16 protein-coding genes are annotated in these 20,578 nt (G+C 76.2%); 2 read left to right on the top strand and 14 right to left on the bottom strand.

The annotated features are described in order from the left end of the window. Window positions 1–343 precede the first annotated feature (343 nt). Window positions 344–2,029: an ABC transporter ATP-binding protein gene (locus ACH4SL_RS29935; RefSeq protein WP_398451204.1), complete on the top strand. Its 1,686-nt coding sequence runs from the start codon at window positions 344–346 to the stop codon at window positions 2,027–2,029. Next, a complete protein-coding gene (locus tag ACH4SL_RS29930) occupies window positions 2,026–3,813 on the top strand; it encodes an ABC transporter ATP-binding protein (RefSeq protein ID WP_398451202.1) in 1,788 nt (595 codons plus the stop codon). Before ACH4SL_RS29935 ends, ACH4SL_RS29930 begins: the two co-directional genes overlap by 4 nt. Here the strand turns inward: ACH4SL_RS29930 and gndA are convergent. The 14 genes from gndA to ACH4SL_RS29860 form a co-directional block, all read right to left on the bottom strand. Beyond that, a complete protein-coding gene (gene gndA / locus ACH4SL_RS29925) occupies window positions 3,800–5,296 on the bottom strand; it encodes an NADP-dependent phosphogluconate dehydrogenase (protein WP_398451200.1) in 1,497 nt (498 codons plus the stop codon). The genes ACH4SL_RS29930 and gndA overlap by 14 nt on opposite strands. Window positions 5,297–5,432: 136 nt before the next feature. Continuing rightward, complete coding sequence (locus tag ACH4SL_RS29920) at window positions 5,433–6,236, bottom strand: thioesterase family protein (protein WP_398451198.1); 804 nt, start codon at window positions 6,234–6,236, stop codon at window positions 5,433–5,435. 474 nt (window positions 6,237–6,710) lie between these two features. Beyond that, complete coding sequence (locus tag ACH4SL_RS29915; protein WP_398451412.1) at window positions 6,711–7,604, bottom strand: HpcH/HpaI aldolase/citrate lyase family protein; 894 nt, start codon at window positions 7,602–7,604, stop codon at window positions 6,711–6,713. A gap of 17 nt (window positions 7,605–7,621) precedes the next feature. Beyond that, window positions 7,622–8,104, bottom strand: a complete 483-nt coding sequence (locus tag ACH4SL_RS29910) for a hypothetical protein (RefSeq protein ID WP_398451196.1) — start codon at window positions 8,102–8,104, stop codon at window positions 7,622–7,624. Then, window positions 8,101–9,303: a CaiB/BaiF CoA transferase family protein gene (locus ACH4SL_RS29905; protein ID WP_398451194.1), complete on the bottom strand. Its 1,203-nt coding sequence runs from the start codon at window positions 9,301–9,303 to the stop codon at window positions 8,101–8,103. The genes ACH4SL_RS29910 and ACH4SL_RS29905 overlap by 4 nt, the downstream gene beginning before the upstream one ends. Before the next feature lie 55 nt (window positions 9,304–9,358). Further along, window positions 9,359–10,309, bottom strand: coding sequence for a ribokinase (locus ACH4SL_RS29900; RefSeq protein ID WP_398451192.1), 951 nt, complete (start codon window positions 10,307–10,309; stop codon window positions 9,359–9,361). Continuing rightward, window positions 10,306–11,787, bottom strand: a complete 1,482-nt coding sequence (locus ACH4SL_RS29895) for an ADP-ribosylglycohydrolase family protein (RefSeq protein ID WP_398451190.1) — start codon at window positions 11,785–11,787, stop codon at window positions 10,306–10,308. The genes ACH4SL_RS29900 and ACH4SL_RS29895 overlap by 4 nt, the downstream gene beginning before the upstream one ends. Window positions 11,788–12,370: 583 nt before the next feature. Then, on the bottom strand, window positions 12,371–13,516 hold the full coding sequence (locus ACH4SL_RS29890) for an ADP-ribosylglycohydrolase family protein (RefSeq protein ID WP_398451188.1): 1,146 nt from the start codon (window positions 13,514–13,516) through the stop codon (window positions 12,371–12,373). Next, window positions 13,500–14,879, bottom strand: coding sequence for an ADP-ribosylglycohydrolase family protein (locus tag ACH4SL_RS29885; RefSeq protein ID WP_398451186.1), 1,380 nt, complete (start codon window positions 14,877–14,879; stop codon window positions 13,500–13,502). Before ACH4SL_RS29885 ends, ACH4SL_RS29890 begins: the two co-directional genes overlap by 17 nt. Continuing rightward, window positions 14,876–15,964: an ADP-ribosylglycohydrolase family protein gene (locus ACH4SL_RS29880; RefSeq protein WP_398451183.1), complete on the bottom strand. Its 1,089-nt coding sequence runs from the start codon at window positions 15,962–15,964 to the stop codon at window positions 14,876–14,878. The genes ACH4SL_RS29885 and ACH4SL_RS29880 overlap by 4 nt, the downstream gene beginning before the upstream one ends. A 323-nt stretch (window positions 15,965–16,287) precedes the next feature. Then, window positions 16,288–17,610, bottom strand: coding sequence for an ABC transporter substrate-binding protein (locus ACH4SL_RS29875; protein ID WP_398451181.1), 1,323 nt, complete (start codon window positions 17,608–17,610; stop codon window positions 16,288–16,290). Further along, entirely contained in the window at window positions 17,610–18,440 is an 831-nt protein-coding gene (locus ACH4SL_RS29870) for a carbohydrate ABC transporter permease (RefSeq protein ID WP_398451410.1), read from the bottom strand. The genes ACH4SL_RS29875 and ACH4SL_RS29870 overlap by 1 nt, the downstream gene beginning before the upstream one ends. A gap of 71 nt (window positions 18,441–18,511) precedes the next feature. Further along, window positions 18,512–19,465, bottom strand: a complete 954-nt coding sequence (locus tag ACH4SL_RS29865; protein WP_398451178.1) for a carbohydrate ABC transporter permease — start codon at window positions 19,463–19,465, stop codon at window positions 18,512–18,514. Next, a complete protein-coding gene (locus ACH4SL_RS29860; protein WP_398451176.1) occupies window positions 19,462–20,514 on the bottom strand; it encodes a LacI family DNA-binding transcriptional regulator in 1,053 nt (350 codons plus the stop codon). Before ACH4SL_RS29860 ends, ACH4SL_RS29865 begins: the two co-directional genes overlap by 4 nt. Window positions 20,515–20,578 lie beyond the last annotated feature (64 nt).

The following is a 20,578-nucleotide window of genomic DNA, read 5'->3' as shown; positions in this document are numbered from 1 at the left end:
CCGTGAGCCCCGAGGGGTGCCGGGCCTTGCTGTCGCGGGACCTTCTGCCGGTGGGGGAGGTGCCCCCACGCGCCCCGTGCGCTTTTTGGGGCGCCGTGTAGCGTGAGGTGGTTGCTGGTGGCTGAACGGCTAGGAGGAAAGGGGGTGTTGGCGATGGCTGGAGTGACGGCGTGGTGCGTGCAGGCAGTCGTACGACACATCCCGCTCATCGTCTGAGGCGCCGGATCGGCGTGGCGGTGGGCCGCTTTTTTCGGAGACCACCGTGTTCAGTCGTGAACGTTCTGTGTCAACCGCGCGCTCGCTTGCGCGCTTGTGGCCGTATGTGCGGCCGTATCGCTGGAGGTTGCCGGCCGCTACGGGGCTGGCGGCGGTGGCCGCAGTGCTCGCGCTGGGCGTGCCGCAGTTGCTGAGGGGGATCGTCGACGGGCCGGTGGCGCGGCGTGAGCCGGGCGGGGTGGTGGCCGGCGGGGTGGCGCTGCTGGTAGTCGGGGCCGCGGAGGCGGCGGTCTTCGGGGTGCGGCGCTGGGTGGCCGCAGGGGCGCTCGCCGACATCGAGGCGGGGATGCGGGCCGACTTCCACCGGCATGCGCAGCGTCTGCCGATCGCCGTGCACGACGGCTGGTCCAGCGGGCAGTTGCTGTCGCGGGGCACATCGGATCCGCAGGCCGTCCAGATGGTCGTCGCCGGGCCGCTGACGTTCCTGCCGGTGCACGCCGCAACCCTCGTCACCGGCGCGGCGATCCTGATCCGCGAGCAGTGGGTGCTCGCGGCCGTCCTGCTGGCGCCCGTTCCGCTGCTGGTCCTCCTGTCCTACCGCTTCGAGTCCGGGTACGCGGCCGCGACCCGGCGGGCGCGGGATCTGTCGGGCGACCTGACGACGTCGGTGCTGGAGTCGGTGGCGGGCATCCGCGTGATCAAGGGCTTCGGGCGTGGCGACCACCGCGTCGCCCGCTTCCGCGACGAGGTCGGGAAGGTGCGCGAGGCGGAGCTGCACAAGGCGCGGCTGGTCGGCGGCATCGCGGTGCCGCTCACCGTGCTTCCCGGGCTGGCCGTGACGGGCGCGCTGGTGATCGGCGCGGTCCAGGTGGCGCACGGGCAGCTGTCGACCGGGACACTGGTGGCGGTCATGGGGACGGCCGCCGCGCTGCGGCCGGCGGTCGAGCAGACCGGGGGGCTGCTGGCCGCGTGCCACGACGGGGCGGCCGCCGTGGACCGGTACGTCGAGGTGCTCGATCAGCCGGCCGACGTGGCGGAGGAAGAGGCCGGTGGGCCGGCCGGGGACCGGGGGCCGGGTGAGCTGGTGTTCGCCGGGGTCTGCTTCCGCCACCCGGACGCGGCCGCCGATGACCCGCCCGCGGTGCGGGACGTCAGCCTGCGCGTTGCCGCGGGGGAGACGCTGGCCGTGGTCGGGGCCACCGGGAGCGGGAAGTCCACGCTCGCCGCACTGGCGGCGCGGCTGTACGAGCCCACCGCCGGTCGCGTGCTGCTCGACGGGGTCGACATGTCGACCCTCACCCGGGCCGAGGCGACCTCCGCGGTGGCCGTCGCCTTCGACGCGCCGGTGCTGTTCTCCGGCACGGTCGCCGACAACGTCCTCATGGGGGTGGCCGCCGGTCCTGACGAGCTCGACCGGGCGCTGCGGGCCACCTGCGCCGGCGAATTCGTCGGCGGGCTCGCCGGCGGCGTGCGGACCCTGGTCGGGGAGAACGGGATGTCGCTGTCCGGCGGCCAGCGGCAGCGGATCGCGCTGGCGCGGGTCATGGTCCGGCGGCCCCGGGTCGCCGTCCTGGACGATCCGCTGTCGGCCCTGGACATGGACACCGAGGCCCGTATCCACGACGCGCTGCGGGAGGTGCTGGCCTCGACGACGGCCCTGGTGGTCGCCCACCGGCCGGCGACCGTACTGCTGGCCGACCGGGTCGCGATGCTGGACGGCGGACGGGTGGTCGCGGTGGGCACGCACGACGAGCTGCTGCGTACCAGCGCCGCCTACCGCGCCCTCATGACGCCGGTCGGGGAGGGGCGGTGACGCCTCCTCGGCCGGCCGGCCTGCTGGAGGCGGTGCCACCGCGCAGGGCGGCATGGCGCCTGCTCCGCTCCGCCGCGGGGCCGGACGTGCGGCTGTGGCCCGCCGTGGTGGTCGTGCTGCTCCAGCAGGCGGCGGCGCTCGCCGGGCCGGTGTTCGTCGCGCTGGCCGTCGACCGGGCGATCCCGGCGCTGCGGGGCGGCGACGCGGCACCGCTCGTCGCCGTCGCCGCCGGATCCGCGGGCTGCGCGGTGGCCGCCGGGCCGCTGCGCAGGCTGTTCGTCCGGCTGTCCGCCGGAGCCGGGCAGGACGTCGTCGCCGAACTCCGCACGCGGCTCTTCACCCACCTCCAGGCGCAGAGCGTGGCCTTCCACGACGAGCACGCGGCCGGCACGCTCGCCTCCCGGGCGTCCGGTGACGTCGAGACCGTCCGCGAGCTGTTCGACAGCGGCGTCGACCAGATCGTCACCGCGGCGGTCTCCCTGGTCTACGTCTCCGTGGCGCTGCTGGTGCTGGACTGGCGGCTCGGCGCCGCCGCGCTGGCCGCGCTGATCCCCGTCCACTGGACCATGCGCTCCTTCCGCAGGCGTTCGCTCGACGTCTACCACCGGCGGTCGACCGCGGCCGGTGCGGTGGCGGCCGACATGAGCGAGACCTTCGCAGGTATCCGCACCGTCCGCGCGTTCGGCCGCGAGACTGCCAACGACCGCCGGTTCGCGGTGCTCAACCAGCGGCACCGGGCGGAGAACCGCCGGGCCCAACTGGAGATGGCGCGCTACGTGACGTCCTCGCGCCTGGTCGCGAACACCGCCGTCGCGGGGCTCGCGCTGTGGGGCGGCTACCGGGTGGCCGCCGGCACCCTGGAGCTCGGCAGTTACGCCGGTGCCGTGCTCTACCTGCGCGATCTCTACGACCGGCCGCTCCGGCTCGGCGGCGTCCTCGACGCCTACCAGGCCGCGGCGGCCTCGCTGGGCAAGATCGCCGCGCTGCTCGCGGTCCGCCCGGACGTCGCAGAACCGGCCGAGCCCGTCCCGCTCCCCGCGCTCCCCGCGCACCGGACCGGGCGTCATGTCCGCTTCGACGGCGTCTCCTTCGCCTACCTCGGCGGGCCCGAGGTGCTGAGCGGCTGCACGCTCGACATCCCCGCCGGGCAGACGGTCGCGCTGGTCGGCGCCTCGGGCGGGGGGAAGTCCACACTGGCCAAGCTGCTGGCGCGCTTTCACGACCCGACCGGTGGCCGGGTCCTCCTCGACGGCGTCGACCTGCGGTCCCTCGGGACGTCCGAGCTGCGCCGCGGGGTGGTCATGATCCCGCAGGAGGGCTTCCTCTTCTCCGGCACGGTCGCCGACAACATCGCGCTGGCCTGCCCCGAGGCCACTGCCGAGGAGATCCGGCGCGCCGCGGAGGCGGCCGGGGCCGACCGCTTCGTCGCCGCCCTCCCGGACGGCTACCTGACCGGGGTCGGCGAGCGCGGCGGGCGCTTCTCGTCGGGGGAGCGCCAACTGATCGCCCTGGCCCGCGTCTTCCTGGTAAACCCCGGTGTCATCGTGCTGGACGAGGCCACCGCGGCCCTCGACATCCCGGGGGAGCGCGCCGTGCAGGACGCGATGCGCGCGGCTTTCCGCGGACGGACCGCGCTGGTCGTCGCCCACCGGCCGTCGACGGTACGGGTCGCCGACCGGGTCGTGGTGCTGGCGGGCGGCCGGGTGGTCGAGGACTGCGCCCCGGCCGAGCTGCGGGGATGGCCCGACCGGTCCGCCGGGGATCCGGGGGTCAGGAAGGGGTGACCTCCTGGCGGTCCTCGGTGGCCCAGAGGGTGTGGAAGGTGCCGGGGCGGTCGACCCGGTGGTAGGTGTGGGCGCCGAAGAAGTCGCGCTGGCCCTGGACGAGCGCCGCGGGCAGCCGCTCCGCCCGCAGGCTGTCGTAGTACGCGAGCGCGGCGGCGAAACCCGGCGTGGGCACGCCGAGTTCGGCGGCGGTGCTCACGACCCGCCGCCACGCGCTCTGGGCGCCGCGCAGGGCGTCGGAGAAGTGTTCGTCGACGAGCAGCGTCGGCAGGTCGGGGCGGCCGTCGAACGCCGCGCGGATCCGGTCGAGGAAGGCCGCCCGGATGATGCACCCCGCCCGCCAGATCGCGGCCACCCGGCCCTGGTCGATGTCCCAGCCGTACTCCGCGCTGCCCACCGCGATCTGGTGGAAGCCCTGCGCGTACGCGATGATCTTCGACGCGTACAGCGCCTGCTCGACGTCCTCCGCGAAGCGGTCGTACGCGGCGCTGTCCAGCAGCGTCGGCGTGGGCCCGGGCAGTTCGCGCGCGGCGGCCCGCAGGTCGGCGTGGCCGGAGACGGAACGCGCGAAGACGGCCTCGGCGATGCCGCTGACCGGCACGCCGAGGTCGAGCGCGGTCTGCACCGTCCAGCGCCCGGTGCCCTTCTGCTCCGCCTGGTCCAGCACGATGTCGACGAACGGCCTGCCGGTGTCCGCGTCGTTGTGCGCGAGCACCTGCGCGGTGATCTCGATGAGGTAGGAGTCCAGGCGGCCCTGGTTCCAGCCGCGGAAGACCTCGGCGATACGGGCGGGCGGCAGGTCGAGGGCGTGCCGCAGCAGGTCGTAGGACTCCGCGATGAGCTGCATGTCGGCGTACTCGATGCCGTTGTGCACCATCTTCACGAAGTGCCCGGCGCCGTCCGGGCCGATGTGGGCGACGCAGGGCGAGCCGTCGTCGGCCTTCGCGGCGATGGCCTCCAGCATGGGGGAGAGCACCGCGTAGGACTCGGCGGAGCCGCCGGGCATGATGCTCGGGCCGTGCAGCGCGCCCTCCTCGCCGCCCGACACGCCGCTGCCGACGAAGTGGATGCCGCGCTCGCGGAGCGCCCGCTCGCGGCGGCGGGTGTCCTCGAAGTGCGCGTTGCCCGCGTCCACGATGATGTCGCCGGGCTCCAGCAGCGCGGCGAACTCCTCGATCACCGCGTCCGTGGGGGCGCCCGCCTTGACCATGGCGATGACGCGCCGCGGGCGCTCCAGCGAGGCGACGAACTCCTCGGGCGTCTCGGCGGGGACGAAGCTGCCCTCGTCGCCGAACTCCTCCACGAGCGCGCGGGTACGGGACGCGGTGCGGTTGTGGACCGCGGTGACGTAGCCGTGCCGGGCGAGGTTGCGCGCGAGGTTGCGGCCCATCACGGCGAGGCCCGTCACCCCGATCTGCGCGCTGCCCTTGCGCTCGCCCTTGCCGGGCGTGCCGCCGCCCGCCGCCTGGTCCGTGGAGGCCATGGGTCCACCCTCTGCCGTCGTGCCCGATCCGCCCGGGTCGCCGTCCGCCGTGTCACTTACGTGCTCCTGTTCGCGATTATGGCGGACAAACCCTCCCGAACCGGAAAGGCTCGGCCGGGGACCGGGGCCGTACGGCTCAGCGCGCGGCGACCAGCAGGGTCTGCGCGATACGGCCGCAGTCGCCCGAGGCGTCGTGCAACTCGCCCTGCGCGAGGCCCGATCCGCCGGGCGCGGCGGCCGTCGCCGAGCGCAGGCACAGCCACTCGCCGACCGGGTCGCGGTGCAGCAGCAGCGTGACGTCGGTGTTGATCACCAGGTCCTTGCGGTGGTCCAGCTCGAAGGCGACGGCCCAGCTGCTGTCCGCGAGCGTGAGCGCGCGCGTCAGCGGGGTGTCCTCCTCGCCCGCGACGAGCGGCACGCGCTGCCGCGCCCAGACCGTGCCCGGCCCGGGCGTGTCGAAGCTCGGCTCCGGCGCGCCGGGCGCGCCCGGCGGGAAGCGCCACTCCATTGCCGAGACGTAGCCGTCGAGATACGCCCCCGCCATCACCTGCTTCGGCTGCGGCCCCGGCACCGGCGGCACGGACGGCACCGGGCTCAGCGCCGGGGTGTCCGCGGGAGCGGCCACCAGCCGCCACGCCCTGGCCAGCAGCACGGTCCTGCCGTCGGCGCTGATCCGCCCCTCCAACAGCTCCGCCCGCCCACCGGCGCGCACCGTCCGCACCTCGACGTCCAGCTCGCCGACCGGTACGGGCCGGGGCAGATCGATCGTCACGCGCGCGATCCGCGTCCCCGGCCGCGCCTCGTGCCGCTCGAACGCCCGCCCGATCAACGCGGAGGGCGGCCCCGCGTGCTGGGCCTTCGGGCTCCAGGGCCCGGCGGTCCACGAGCTGCTCTCGAACCGGCTGCCGCCGAGGTTTCGATAGAACGCCTCGCCGTCCATCCCCGCTCCCTCCCACTGGCGTGGAGCCGATCGTACTCAGCGGGCCCCTCCGCCTTGCCGGGCGAGCCTGCTTCAGGCTGCGCCTGCGCTGGGGGCGCGCCCGGGGGCGCGGGGAACTGCGCGCTCGGCCCGCTACCGGCCGGTGGTCCGGATCGGACCGTACTGCCCCGTTGGGTCGGTGACGACCCGCGCGAGCTTCGCCTGGGAGGCGTTCCCACGCGCCGCTAGAACCCGCGTGCGGCGTGCGACGAGCTTGCGGTTGCGGCGCCGGGCAACCATCAGGGGTGCGGGGAACTGCGCGAGCAACCCACCACCGGCCGGTGGTCCGGTACGGACCGAACTGCCCCTTCGGGCCGGTGACGACGTGACGGCACGTCCTGGCTGGCCGCGCAGTTCCCCGCGCCCCTAAAAACGCTCACCCGGCGCCGCAGCCGGAGGGCGCCTCGCGCGGCAGCGCACGGCGGGGGACGCGGGTCAGTCCGCCGTGTGGGGGCGGGTGGAGAGGAGGCGGGTGCGGTGGGCGACGGCGACGACCGCGGGGTCGACGAAGCGGCCGTCGGGGAGGGCGAGAGCACCGGGGGACGCGGCGGCGGCCGCGAGGATCTCGTGGGCCGCCGCGACCTCCTGCGCGGAAGGCGCATACGCGCGCTCGATGACGGGCAACTGGCGCGGGTGGATCGCCGCGCGGCCGAGGAAGCCGAGGGCGCGGCCCCGGCGGCAGGATTCGCCGAGGCCCACCAGGTCGCGGACGTCGGGGTGGACCGACTGGGCCGGGGGCGCGAGGCCCGCCGCACGGGCGGCGACGACCGTGCGGACCCGCGGCCAGGTCAGGGCCTCCTCGCCGGTCAGGCCGAGGTCCGCGCGGAGGTCGGCCTCACCGAGGGCGATGCCGCGCACCGCGGGGTCGGCGCAGGCGACGGCGAAGGCGTTCTCCACGCCGAGCGCCGACTCCAGCAGCGGGTAGAGGGGCGGCGCGTCCGCCCCCGCCGCCCGTACCGCGTGGACCACCCGGACGACGTCCGCGGGCGTGCCGACCTTCGGCAGCCGCAGCCCGCCGAGCCCCGGCAGCCCCGCCAGCGCGGCCAGGTCGGGCCCGGCCAGCGGGCCGTCGAGCGCATTGACCCGCACGTGGACGGGAGGCCGCCCGTGCGCGGGCTCGGCCAGCAGCTCCGCGGTCGCGGCCCGCGCGTAGTCCTTGCGGTCCGGCGGCACCGCGTCCTCCAGGTCGACGAGCACGACGTCCGCGCCCGACCGCAGCGCCTTGGCCACCACGTCCGGCCGGTCGCCCGGCGCGTAGAGCCAGGTCAGCACGAGGCTGTCGTCCCGCCCGGCGCCGACCGCGTCCGGCCCGCCGTTCGGCGCGGGCACCGCCACTTCCGGCCCGCTCACAGCACGCCCTCCCCGATCGCGTCCGGCCCGCGGCGCGGCGTGCGTGCCGTCACCTCGGATCCGTTCACCGCGGGCCCGGCGCCGGCCGCGTCCGGCTCGCCGCCTGGTGCGGGCACCACGGCGTCCGGCCCGCGGCCCGGCGTGCGTGCCGTCATCTCGGGCCCGTTCACTGCGCGCCCGGCGCCGATCGCGTCCGGCCCGGCGCCCGGCGCGCGTGTCGTCACTTCGGGCGTGTTCACTGCGGGCTCGGCGTCGGCCGTGTCCGGCTCGCCGCCTGGTGCGGGCACCACGGCGTCCGGCCCGCGGCCCGGCGCGCGTGCCGTCATCTCGGGCCCGTTCACTGCGCGCCCGGCGCTTACCGCGTCCGGCCCGCGGCCCGGCGCGGGCACCGTCACCTCGGGCGCGCTCACCGCGCGCCCGGCTCCGATCGTCTCCGGCCCGGCGCCCCGCGTGCGTACCGTCGCCTTCGGGGCGCTCACAGCGCCCCCTCCGCGCGCAGTGTGGTGATCTCCGCCTCGGTCAGGCCGAGTTCGGTCAGCACCTCGTCGGTGTCGGCGCCGTGGGGGCGGCCCGGCCAGCGTACGGTGCCGGGGGTGTCGGAGAGGCGGAAGAGGACGTTCTGCATGCGCAGGGCGCCCAGTTCGGGGTCGTCGACGTGGGCCACTGTGCCGAGCGCCCGGACCTGGGGGTCGGCGGCGACGTCGCGCACGTCGTAGACGGGGGCCACCGCGGCCTGCGCCTCCTCGAAGGCGGTCACCACCTCCGCGCGGGTGCGGCGGCCGATCCATTCGGCCACCACCTTGTCGATCTCCTCGGCGTGCGCGGCGCGCCCGGCGCCGGTGGCAAACCACGGCTCGGCGGTGAACTCCGGGTGCCCGACGAGCCGCAGCACCCGCTCGGCCACCGACTGCGCGGACGACGACACCGCGACCCAGCCGCCGTCGGCGGTCCGGTACGTGTTGCGGGGCGCGTTGTTGTTCGAGCGGTTGCCCAGCCGCGGCTGCACGTAGCCGAGCTGGTCGTACCACAGGAGCTGCGGCCCGAGCACCGCGAGCATCGGCTCGATGATGGCCATGTCCACCACCTGCCCGGCGCCGGTGCGGTCGCGCCCGGCCAGCGCGGCCATGACCGCGTACGCCGTGGCGAGCCCGGCGATCGAGTCGGCCAGGCCGAACGGCGGCAGCGTCGGCGGTCCTTCGGGCTCGCCGGTGGCCGCCGCGAAGCCGCTCATCGCCTCGGCGAGGGTGCCGAAGCCGGGGCGGCGCGCGTACGGCCCGGTCTGGCCGAAGGCGGTGACGCGGGCCAGCACCAGCCGCGGGTTGGCGGCCGACAGCTCCTCCCAGCCCAGCCCCCACTTCTCCAGGGTGCCGGGGCGGAAGTTCTCCACGATCACGTCGGCGCCGGCCGCGAGCCGCAGCAGCACGTCGCGCCCGCCGGGCGTGCCGAGGTCGGCGGTGATCGTGCGCTTGTTGCGGCCCAGCTGCTTCCACCACAGGCCGACGCCGTCCTTGGCGGGGCCGTGGCCGCGGGACGGGTCGGGCTTGCGCGGATGCTCGACCTTGACGACGTCGGCGCCGAAGTCGCCGAGCAGCATCGCGGCGGTCGGGCCCGCGAAGAGCGTGGCGATGTCGACGACCCGCAGGCCGGTCAACGGGCCGCCGGAAGGGTGGTGGTGCATGGGTGGTACCTCGGTTCTGGTGCGGTTGTTCCGGTACGTACGGGCGGCGCGCCGGTCAGGGCACCGGGCGCCCGGCGGCAGCGCGCCCGGCTGCGGCGCGGCCGGCTGCGGCGCGCGCGTCGATGGCCGCGCGGGGCGGCATCGAGGACGAGGCGCCTTCCCGCTCGACGGACAGCGCGGACGCGGCGGTCGCCCAGCGCAGCGCCTCGTCCGCCGGGCGGCCCTCGCCGAGTGCGACCGCGAGCGCGCCCACGAACGTGTCGCCCGCGGCAGTGGTGTCCACGGCCGCCGCCCTGAGCGCGGGCACGGCCAGCGGCTCCCGGCCGCGTACGGCGTACAGGCACCCCGCGGCGCCGAGCGTGACCACCACCTCCGGCACCGCGTCCAGCAGCGCGCGGGCCGCCGCCCGCGGGTCGTCCTCGCCGCTGAGCGCGGCGGCCTCGTGCTCGTTGGGCACCAGCAGGTCGGTGACGGCGAGGAGTTCGTCCGGCAGCGGCTGCGCGGGGGCGGGCGTGAGCACCGTGCGCACCCCGCGCTCGCGCGCCGCGCGGGCCCCGGCGAGCACGCCGGCCAGCGGCAGTTCGAGCTGGAGCAGCAGCGCGCCCGCCGCGCCGATCGCCGCCTCGTCCTGCGGCGCCAGCGCCGTGACCGTGCCGTTGGCGCCGGGCACGACGACGATCGCGTTGCGGCCCGCGCCGTCCACGGTGATCTGCGCGATGCCGCTCGGGCCCGGCACCGTACGCAGCCGCAGCGTGTCGACGCCCGACCGGTCGAGCGCCGCGCGCAGCCGTACGCCGAAGTCGTCGTCGCCGACCGCGCCGATCATGGTGACCGCGCCGCCCGCGCGCGCCGCGGCGATCGCCTGGTTGGCGCCCTTGCCGCCCGGCACGGTACGGAACGACTCGCCGGTGACGGTCTCGCCGAGGCGTGGCGCGACCTTCGCGTACGCGACCAGGTCCATGTTGGCGCTGCCGAGCACCGCGACCGCGGCCTTCGTGACGGTCATGAGCTGCCTTCCCTGGTCATGTGTGCGAGCGCGGCGGTGCGCCGCGCGAGCGTGTCAAAGCCGATGCCGTCGAGACCGCCGACAGTCGTGGAGAGGCGGTTCTCCAGCGGGCCCGTCCAGCGCGCGGGCAGCGCGGCGGACGAACCCGCGAGCAGCCCGGCGACCGAGCCGGCCGTCGCGCCGTTGGAGTCGGTGTCCCAGCCGCCGGAGACGGCGCGGGTGACGGATCCGGAGAAGTCGCCCCCGGCGTGCGTGAGCGCGGCGGCGAGCAGGGCCGCGTTGGGCAGGACGTGCACCCAGTGGTGGCCGCCGTACGCGGCGTGCAGCGCGTCCACCACGCCTGCGAAGCCCTCGGGCGTGCCGGACGGCTCCGCGCGGGCGGCCGACACGCCGAACCGCACCGCCGCCGCCAGCCGCGAGCGGGGCGGCAGCACGCCGAGGCCCGCGGCGAGGCACGCGTGCACGTCCGCGCCGCCGCCCGCCGCCGCGGCGGTCACCGCGGCCGCGAACATCGCGCCGAGCACGCCGTTGGCGGTGTGCGTGAGCACCGCGTCCCGCCACGCCGCGTCCGCCGCGCCCGCCGGGTCGCCCGGGTGCGTCCAGCCGTGGACGTCGGCCCTGATGAGGGCGCCGATCCACTCCCGGAAGGGGTTGCGCCGCAGCGCGGTGAGCGGCGGCTCGATCCCGTCCAGCAGATTGCGGTACGCGACCCGCTCCGCGGTGAACGTCCGGCCCGCGGGAAGCTCGGCGAGCCACAGCTGAGCGACGTCCGCGGTGCGGAAGCCGTGCCCGTGCGCTTCGAGCAGCAGCAGCCCGAGCAGCGGGTAGTTGAGGTCGTCGTCCTCCGGCATCCCGCGGATGTTCTCGGCGAGCGAGGTGGGCGCGCTGCGTCTGTTCCACGGATACCGCGCCGCGATCGCGGGATCCAGCCCCACGCCGGTGAACCACGTGCGCAGCGGCCAGTTGCCCGTGCCCCGCGCGATCTCCCGGATCCCCTCCAGCGGCAGCTTCTCCACGGGCTTGCCCAGCAGGCACCCCGCGGCCCGCCCCAGCCACCCGGCTTCCAGCCGCCGGACGAGGTCTTCCGGCGGGGCGGGTCGCTCCGCCCCGTGGCCGGCGCGGTCGGTTGCCGCCCCCGGCACCGCGCCGGGGCCGCCTGCTCCCACGACGGGCAGTGGCGGTCCGGCTTCGCCGGGCGCCCATGCCGGGGCCAGGGCGTGGATCGCGTCGAGGTCCGTCGGCTCGTCCGCGGCCAGCGGGCTGGGGCGGGCGGCGAGTTCGTCGAGCAGCGCCTCGGCCAGGGCGCGCAGCGCGGGAGCGGCCGGGACCTGCGAGGCACCGGCGCGGGGCGGCGCGGTGTGCCCCCCGGCGGCGAGCCAGCGGCGCCGCACGTCGGCCGCGTCGCGACCGTCCTCCGCGGCCTGGCGGAGCTCATGGCCGACGAGGTCTTCGGGCTGTACCCAGGTCAGCCGCAGCATCCCCCTCACCGCGCCCGCGCCGTCCGGTCGCCCCGACCGCCCGCCACGGCCCGGCGGTCCTCGCGCCGGGTACGGGCCTGCCGCGGCGCGGTGGCCACCGGGCCGACGCTCGCCAAGCGAGCGGGCCGCTCGCCTGCCGCGGCCGGTCCGTTCCGGCCTTCGGCCAGCACCCTGGGCAGCCGCGGCGTTCGGTGCCTCGCGCCTGCGGCGTCGTGGGGACGACGGCTCGTGCCGAGTCCTGGGCTTCGGGCCGTGCGGGAAAGGCGACTCGCGCCGTTCACCGGGCCTGCGGCGGTACGGGGAAGGCTGCTCGGGTCGTGGTGGGGTCGGTCGCTGCCCGCGGGCGGGCGGGTTCGTCGGACGGCGTTCACCGGGCCACCGGCCGTGCGGGCAGAGCCGCTCAGATCGTCGCAAGGTCGGCCGCCGGCCGTGGCTCGGCGGGCCCGTTGGTCGGTGGGCATCGGGTCTGCGCCAGTGCGGGGAGTGCCGCTCGCGGCTCGGCGGGCCCGTTGGTCGGTGGGCATCGGGTCTGCGCCAGTGCGGGGAGCGCCGCCCGCGGCTCGGCGGGGTCGATGGGCGGTGCTCATCGGGGCTCGGCAATTGCGGTGAAGGCCGCTTCGTGGGTGCGGCGGCGGGTGGTGTCGCGGGTGAAGACCTCGCGGGTGACGGTGGAGAGGTCGGCGGCGGGGGTGTGGAGGTCGAGGCGGCTGGCGCGGGCGACCTCGGTGCTCCACCGTTCGGGCACCGCGGCGCTGCCGGCCAGCGCGCCCGCGATCGCGCCGCTCATGGTGGCGATGGAGTCGCAGTCCCGGCCGTAGTTGACCGAGCCGAGCACCGCGGGCTCGTACCCGCCGTCGGCGACCAGCAGCATGCCGAGCGCCACCGGAAGCTCCTCGATGGCGTGCAGCCGCGAGGGGCGGCGGGCGCCGAGCGAGGGCTCCCGGTAGTGCGGGCCGACCGTGTCGAAGGGCGCGACCGCCTCGCGCAGCGGCGTGATCGCCCGCTCCCAGTCGTCGTACGCCACCGCGGCCTCGCACACCGCCTCGATCGCCGCGCGCGTGCCGTCCTTGGCCAGGGCCAGCGCCTCGTCGACGACGCTGGTGGCCGTCGCGCCCGGCAGGAACGCCGCCGCCACCGCCGCCGCGAAGACCCCGGCGGCCTCCCGCCCGTACGAGGACTGGTGCGGCGCCGCGACCTCCAGCGCCTCCGCGTAGGCCCCCGCCGGATTGCCCGCGTTGACCGCGCCGACCGGCGCCATGTACATCGCCGCACCGCAGTTGACGATGTTGCCCGCGCCCGCCTCCCGCGGGTCGACGTGCCCGTAGTGCAGCCGCGCCACGATCCACTTCTCGGCCAGGAAGATCCGCTGCAGCGGCAGCGCCTCGGCCTCCAGCTCCGGGACCCAGCGGGGCGTCCCCATGAGGTCGGGCACCAGGTGCTCGGCGACGCTGTACGCGTCCAGGTGGTCGCGCACCTTCGCGTAGACCCGGATCAGCGCGTGCGTCATGAGGGTGTCGTCGGTGACGTGCCCGTCGCCCTTGTGGTAAGGCGCGATGGGCCGGGCCGTGCGCCAGTCGGCGTGGAAGGGGCCGACGATGCCGCGCACCCTCCCGCCGTGCCGCTCGGCGATCTGCTCGGGCGTCCAGCCCTCCACCGGGCCGCCCAGCGCGTCGCCGACGGCGGCGCCGACCAGGCAGCCGGTGATGCGGTCCTCAAGCGTCGGTTGCATGGGATGCGAGTCCTTCCGGGAAGGGGGTGGTGGGCACGGCCGGCTCGATGGCGGCGAGCCGCCCCGCCAGCTCCATGAGGTCCACGCCCGCCAGGCGCGGCAGCGCGCAGCCGGCCAGGATGCGGCAGGCCGCGCGCCACGGGGCGGGCAGCGAACGGGCGCCGCCCAGCGCGCCCGCGAGCGCCCCGGCGAGCGCGGGCGCGGAGTCCGCGACCCGCGACAGGCACGCCGCGGCGGGCACCGCCTCGACCGCGGCGCCGTCCGCCGCGAGGACCAGCGCGAGCGCGACCGGCACGGTGTCGGCGGCGGCGATGCCGTAGCTGTAGACGTGGTCGATGATCTGGTGCTCCAGCAGCGGTACGAGCCCGAACGCCCGCCCGCCCGCGGCCTCCTCGGCCGCGGCCCGGGCGAGGTCGACGGCGTGCTCGGCGTTGCGCGCGATCTCCGATCCCACCGGCAGCTGCGCCTGCGCGGCGGCCACGCACTCCGCGGCCGTGGCGCCCGCGAGTGCCAGCGCCACCGCGGCGGCCATCGCGCGGGCGCCATGCACGCCGTCCTCGTCCTGCGTGTAGCGCGCGTCGAACTCGGCGAGGTCGGCGGCTCCTTCCGGGTCGCCGGGGTGGACGACCGCGAGGACGCACGCCCGTACGCACGCCGCGTCGTCGAAGAAGTGCGGGTTGTCGTGGCCCGAGGCCGGCGGGCGCAGGCCGGTCGCGAGATTGCCGAGCCCGGCGCGTACGGAGATACGGGCGCGCAGCGGGATCTCCGCGGATTCGACCTCCGGGGCGCGGGCCGCCGCCGAGGAGATCTCGGCGGCGAGCGACATCCACGCCAGGTCCACCGCGGCGCGTACCCGACGGTCCCGGCTGAGGTCGCTGAGCAGCGCGCCGCGCGAGGCGACGACCGCCTCGGCGGTGAAGGCCGCCCACTCGGCGTCGTCGGAGGGGCCGAGCCGCAGCGGCTCGGGCGGCTGGTTGAGCGCGATCGGTACGGGAAGGGTCGTGGTCTCGTTCTGCTCGGCGAAGGTGTCCAGCTCGCGGGTGAGCCGCCGCGTCCACTCCGGCATCCGCACCGCGCGGTGCCGCGCCGCCGGCCACCCGGCGGCGTCCCCCGCCGCGAGCCCGAGCAGCATCCCCTCGACCCGCGACCGCGCCCCGTCCTCGGCCCCCCGCGCCCCGGGCAACGCCGCCCCGCCCTGCCCGCCCCGGGCGGAACCCCCGGAAGGCGGCGGGCTGTCGGCGCGGCCGGGCGTGTGCTCCGGCGGCACGGGGTGCGCGGGGGTGTCGGGGCCGTGGTCCGGCGGACCGGGCGGGGCGGTGTGCGCGGGCTGAGGCGTGGCGGTCGGGTCGTTCGGGGTGGTCATGACGCCGCCAGGGTGGGGGTGTCGGGGGAGAGGAGGTCGGCGATGTCGAGGACGTGGTAGCCGGCCATCGCGGGCAGGCAGCTGCCGTGGACCTCCTTGACGGCCTTGGACCAGCGCTCGGGGATCGCCGTCCAGCCGCCGAGGGTGCCGGCCAGTGCTCCGGCGACGGCGGCGGTGGTGTCGGCGTCCCGGCCCATGTTCACCGCCGTGAGGACCGAGCCGGTGAAGTCGCCGCCCGCCAGGGCGAACGCGCCGAACGCGAGCCCGACCGCCTCGGGTGCCAGGTCCGTCCACGGGTAGCCGCCGATGACGACGGCGGCGCGCAGCGCCCGCTCGCGGTCGAGCACCGCGAGGGCCGGGTCCAGCCGGAGCCGGCTCGCGACCGTGACCGCCCGGCGCAGCGAGCGCGCGGTCCAGGAGTCCTCGGGCACCACCGAGAGCGCGGCGGTGATCACAGCCGCGGTGTCGCCGCCGCCCATCGCCGCGGCGACCCCCGCGGCGACGGCCTGGCCGCCGTAGATCCCCTCGCCCTCGTGGCTGACCGTGCCGTCGATCGCGACCAGCCGCGCGGCCTCCGCGGGGCGCCCGGCGGCGAAGACCCCGCAGGGCGTGGCCCGCATCGCCAGGCCGTCGCTCCAGGCGTGCCGGTGCTGCGCGGTGATGGGCGCGGCCAGGCCCCGGCGGAGGTTCTCCAAGGTGCCGCGCTCGCTGAACCCGGCGCCGCGGAAGGCGCCCTCGTCGCGGTCGGCGATCCAGACGTGCCAGGCCGTCTCGACGTCCGCGGGGGTGAGCGCGGAGCCGTACCGGCCGAGCAGCAGGCCGGACAGGATCGCGTACTCGGTGTCGTCGGTGCCCGCGGGGTCGTCGGTGACGAAGTCCTCGATACGGCCCCAGCGCTTGCGGATCTGCGACGGTTTCATGTTCTCGGCCGGGGCCCCGAGCGCGTCGCCGATCGCGAGGCCGGTGAGCGCGCCGCGCGCGTGGTCACGGGGTGAGCCGGGCAGGGGCGGGGGCTGCCGGGGACCGGCGGGCGGCGGGGTGGGGGAGAGGCCGTTCACTGCGGGGGGCGGGGGAGTTGTGCTCATGACGTGCCGTTTCCTGGTGAGTCCTGCGGGGTGGTGCCGAGGTGCGCCGGACAGGCCGTCCGTACGGCGGCGGCCGCGAGTGCGGCGGCGGGCGGTACGCGGTCCGGGACGAGGAGCGGGGCGGGCCGGGCGGCGGGCCGGTGGGTGACGTACGGGGCACGGCCGGGTCTCCTTCCGTGGCGGGGCGGTTCGCGTCGGGGCCGTTCGGGCCGGCCGGGTCGTCCCGGGGGCGGATGCGCCTGCCGGTGCGGGGAGTTGCCGCCCGCGGAGCGGAGCCGGGCTGTCGCCGGAGCGGTACGGCTCCGCGGGCGGCGGGCGGGACCTCAGGTCCGGTAGCGGTCGAAGACGCGGTTGCCGTCGCGCACCAGCTTGTCGCGCAGCCCGTCCAGGCCGATGGCACCGCTGTAGAACTGCTGGAGCGCAGGTGTGGCGACCTTGTCCGACCACTCCGGGTAGCCGCGGCGCCCCAGCGCGGGAGACGCCACCAGGTGGGCGGCGACGGCCATGCCCGTACGCCAGCCGAGCGCGTCCGCGGTGAGCGAGGGGTCGCGCAGCGCGTCGCTGCCGGTCGGGGCCATCCAGTCGCCGCGGGCCAGCTGCACCAGATGCGGGGTCTGCGTCATGAAGTCGATGAAGGCGGCGGCGGCCTCCTTGTGCTTGCAGCTCTGCGCCACCGACAGCGTCTGCGGGCTGACCCCCTGCGCGCGCCCGCCGTCCGTCGCCCCGGCGCCGACCGGCAGCGGCAGCGTCACCCAGTCGAAGCCCTTGGGCGCCTGCTGCTGTATCTGCTGCCGGTAGGAGAGGTTGAGCGGCAGCATCGCGTACCGCCCGGCGAAGAAGCCGGGCAGCGCGTCGCCGCCGCTCATGCCGAGCGCGCTCGCCGGGGCCGAGTGGTCGTCGTGCACCTGGCGGCGCACCATTTCGGGGAAGGCGGAGTCGGCGGCGTCCAGGCGTACGTCGGTACGTCCGCCGGGCCGCGCGTAGAGGATCCGGCCGCCGGTGGTGAGCGCCAGATTCAGCGTCACGCTCACCGGCGAACTCATCGGCCAAGCCACGCCGTACCGCTCGGCCGAGCCGCCGCCGCGGTGCGACAGCTCGCGCGTGACGTCCTCGAACTCCTGCCACGTCCAGGGCGCGGCGGCGTCCGGCAGCCGTACGCCCGCTTCGACCAGCAGCGCACGGTCGGCGACGAGCATGCGCGGCTCCTGGAGGAAGGGCACCCCGTACAGCCCGCCGTCGAAGCGGGCCATGTCCCACGCGGCCGACGGGATACGGGCGACCGTCGCGGCGGACAGCAGCGGGGTCAGGTCGGCGAGGTAGCCGCCGGAGCCGAAGTCGGTGAGGTCGTTGCCCTCGTCGTGGATGACGTCGGGGGCCGCGCCGCCCTCGAAGGAGGTCAGCAGCTGGTCGTGCACGTCGTCCCAGCTGCCCTGCACGTAGCGGACGCGCACCTCGGGGCCGGTGGAATTCCACTGGTCGACCAGGGCCTTGTTGGCCTTGACCGACTCCTCCTGCCAGGCCAGCGACAGGAAGTCCAGCGTCGGTGCCCCCGACCCGGCCGACGAGCCGCAGCCGGCCAGCAGCGGGCCGCCCGCGGCGCAGGCGGCGGCCGCGGCGGCGCCGCCGAGCAGTGTCCGGCGGCGCATCAGCCCTTCACCGCCCCGGAGAGCATGCCGCCGACCAGGCGTTTCTGGAGCAGCGCGAAGAAGACCAGGCTCGGCAGGGTGGCCAGCAGCGCGGCGGCGGCGAGCGGGCCGAGGTCCGCGGCGCCCTCCGCACCGGTGAAGTGGGTCAGGATCACGGACATCGTCTGCTTCTCCGGCGTCTTGAGCAGGACCAGGGCGAAGAAGAACTCGTTCCACGCGGTGACGAAGGCGAACATCAGCGTCGCCACCAGGCCGGGCGCCAGCAGCGGCAGCACCACGCTGCGCAGTGTGCGCCAGCGGCCGCAGCCGTCGATCGCCGCGGCCTCCTCCAGCGTCACCGGCACGGCTCTGACGTAGCTCTGCAGCATCCACAGCACGAAGGGCAGCGTCCACACCACGTAAACGAGCGCCAGGCCGGGGCGGGAGTCGATCAGCCGCAGATTTTTGAGCACCATGAACAACGGGATGATGACCAGCACCAGCGGGAACATCTGGCTGACCAGGATCCAGCCCGTCCCGGCCCGGCTGACGGCGCCGCGGAAGCGCACCATCGCGTAGGCCGCGGGCACCGCGACGGCGACCGAGACGACCGCGGCCGCGCCCGCCACGAGCAGGCTGTTGAGGGCGGCGTGCAGCAGCGGCTGCTCGTCCAGCGCGGTGCGGAAATTGCCCAGCGTGGGGTGCCGCGGCAGCCACGTCGGGTCGACCGAGCCCAGCTCGCGCGGCGACTTGAAGGCCGTGGACAGCAGCCACAGCAGCGGGAAGGCGAGGAAGACCAGATAGCCCAGCAGCGCGGCGTACTGCCCGGTGCGGCCCGCGCGGCGGCGCAGCACCCGGCGGCGCGGCTCGGGAGCGGGCACGGGTACGGCGTCGGGATCGGTCGCGGGGGTGGCGGCGGCGCTCACTGGTCGGCCTCCTTCAGCCGGTTGCGCAGGAAGACGGCCAGCAGCACCGCGATGACCGCGGTCATGGCCAGGCCCATGGCCGCCGCGTAGCCGTACTGGCCGTAGCGGAAGGCCTCCTCGTAGGCGAAGAGCATCGGCAGCCGGGTCTTGCCGCCGGGGCCGCCGCCGGTCAGCACGAAGACCAGGCCGAAGGCGTTGAAGTTCCAGATGAAGTTGAGCGCGGTGATCGACAGCAGGACGGGGCGCAGCGTCGGCCAGGTCACGGTGGTGAAGCGGCGCCACAGGCCCGCCCCGTCGATGCCCGCCGCCTCGTGCAGTTCCAGGGGGACGTTCTGGAGGCCCGCGAGCAGCACCACGGTCGTCTGCGGCATGCCCATCCACACGCCCACCACGATGACCGCCGGGAGCGCGAGGGACAGGCTGGAGAGCCAGTCGGTGTGGCCGGACGTCAGATGCAGGTGGCGCAGCGTGTTGTTGAGGACGCCGGCGTCCGGGTTGTAGACCAGCCGCCACATGATGCCGACGACGATCTCCGGCATCGCCCACGGCACCAGCGCGAGGGTGCGGGCCAGCCAGCGGAAGCGCAGGTTCTGGTTCAGCAGCAGGGCCAGGCCCAGGCCCAGCGCGAGCTGGAGCGCGGTCACGCACACCGCCCAGACCAGGCCGATCCGGAAGGACTCCCAGAACAGCGAGTCCATCCGCAGGTCGGCGAGGTTGTCCAGGCCGGTGAAGGACGTCGAGCGCGTCACGCCGGACTGCGCGTCGGTGAAGGCCAGCGCGATGCCGTAGCAGAGCGGGACCACGCTCAGCACCACGACCGGGATCAGCGCGGGCAGCAGCAGGAACCAGGCGTCCCGGTCCAGGCCCAGGGTGCGGCGGCGGGCGCGCGCGGTGCGCGGCGGGGGAGTGCCGGCCCCCGGGCGCGGCGCCTCCGCGGCGACGGCGGTCATGACGCGCTCCCCGCGGCGACGGCGGCGCGCGGAGCCGGTGCGCCGCCCGTCGAGGCGCGGACCACCAGCCGCGGCGGTACGGTCGCGCACCGCACCGGGTGGCGGCCGCCCTCCAGCCGGGAGACCAGCATCTGCGCGGCCAGCCGCCCGCGTTCGGCCGAGCCGAGGTCGACGCTGGTGAGCGCCGGGCGGCCGGCCCGGGCCAGCTCGCTGTCGTCCATCCCGGCCACCGCGATGTCCTCGGGTATGCGCAGCCCGCGGTCGTGGGCGGCGTGCGCGGTGCCCAGGGCGAGCTGGTCGTTGGCGCACAGCACGCCGTCCGGTCCGGGGCGGGCGTCCAGCAGCCGGTGGGCGGCCCGGGCGCCCGCCTCGATGCCGAACTCGGTGCTGACGGAGAGCGCGGGGTCGGGCGCGAGACCCGCCTCGCGCAGCGCCGTCTCGTAGCCGAGCCTGCGGTTGCGGCCGGGGACGGTGTCGGCGGGGCCGCCCACGAAGCCGATCCGGCGCCGGCCGCGCTCCAGCAGGTGGCGCACCGCGAGCACGGCGCCGAACACGGAGTCGGCCCGTACGCTGTCCACCGCCGCCGGGTCGGGCAGTGAGCCGATGACCACCACCGGGCGGGCGGCCGCGGCGAGCACCTCGCGATGCGCGTCGGTCACCCGGATCGGGCACAGGATCAGCCCGTCGCTGGTACGGTCGGCGAGGCTGCGCACCACGTCCAGCTCGTCCTCGGCGACGGCGTCGGTGGAGTGCAGTAACAGCCGGTAGCCCAGCGGCTTGGCCACCGCCTGTATCTGCCGGACCATCGAGACGTACGCAGGGTTGCCGACGTCGGGCATCGCGAAGGTGAGTTGCCGCGTGCGGCCGCCCTTGAGGGACCTGGCCACGCCGTTGGCCACGTAGCCCAGTTCGGCCGCGGCCTGCTCGACGCGCCGCACGGTGTTGGGCCGGGCTCCGTGGCCGTTGAGCACGCGCGAGACGGAGGCGATGGACACGCCCGCCCGCGCGGCGATGGTCTCCACCGTGGGTGGTCCCCCGGAAGTGGTCATGGTCGTCCCCTCACTGTGCCGTTGGGCGGGTGCGCGCCGGTGATCGCGCGCGCCGACGGTCCGC

The sequence above is a fragment of the Streptomyces sp. NPDC021020 genome (assembly GCF_044333285.1).
GTDB lineage: Bacteria > Actinomycetota > Actinomycetes > Streptomycetales > Streptomycetaceae > Actinacidiphila.
This window is presented reverse-complemented; position numbering and strand designations above follow the sequence as displayed.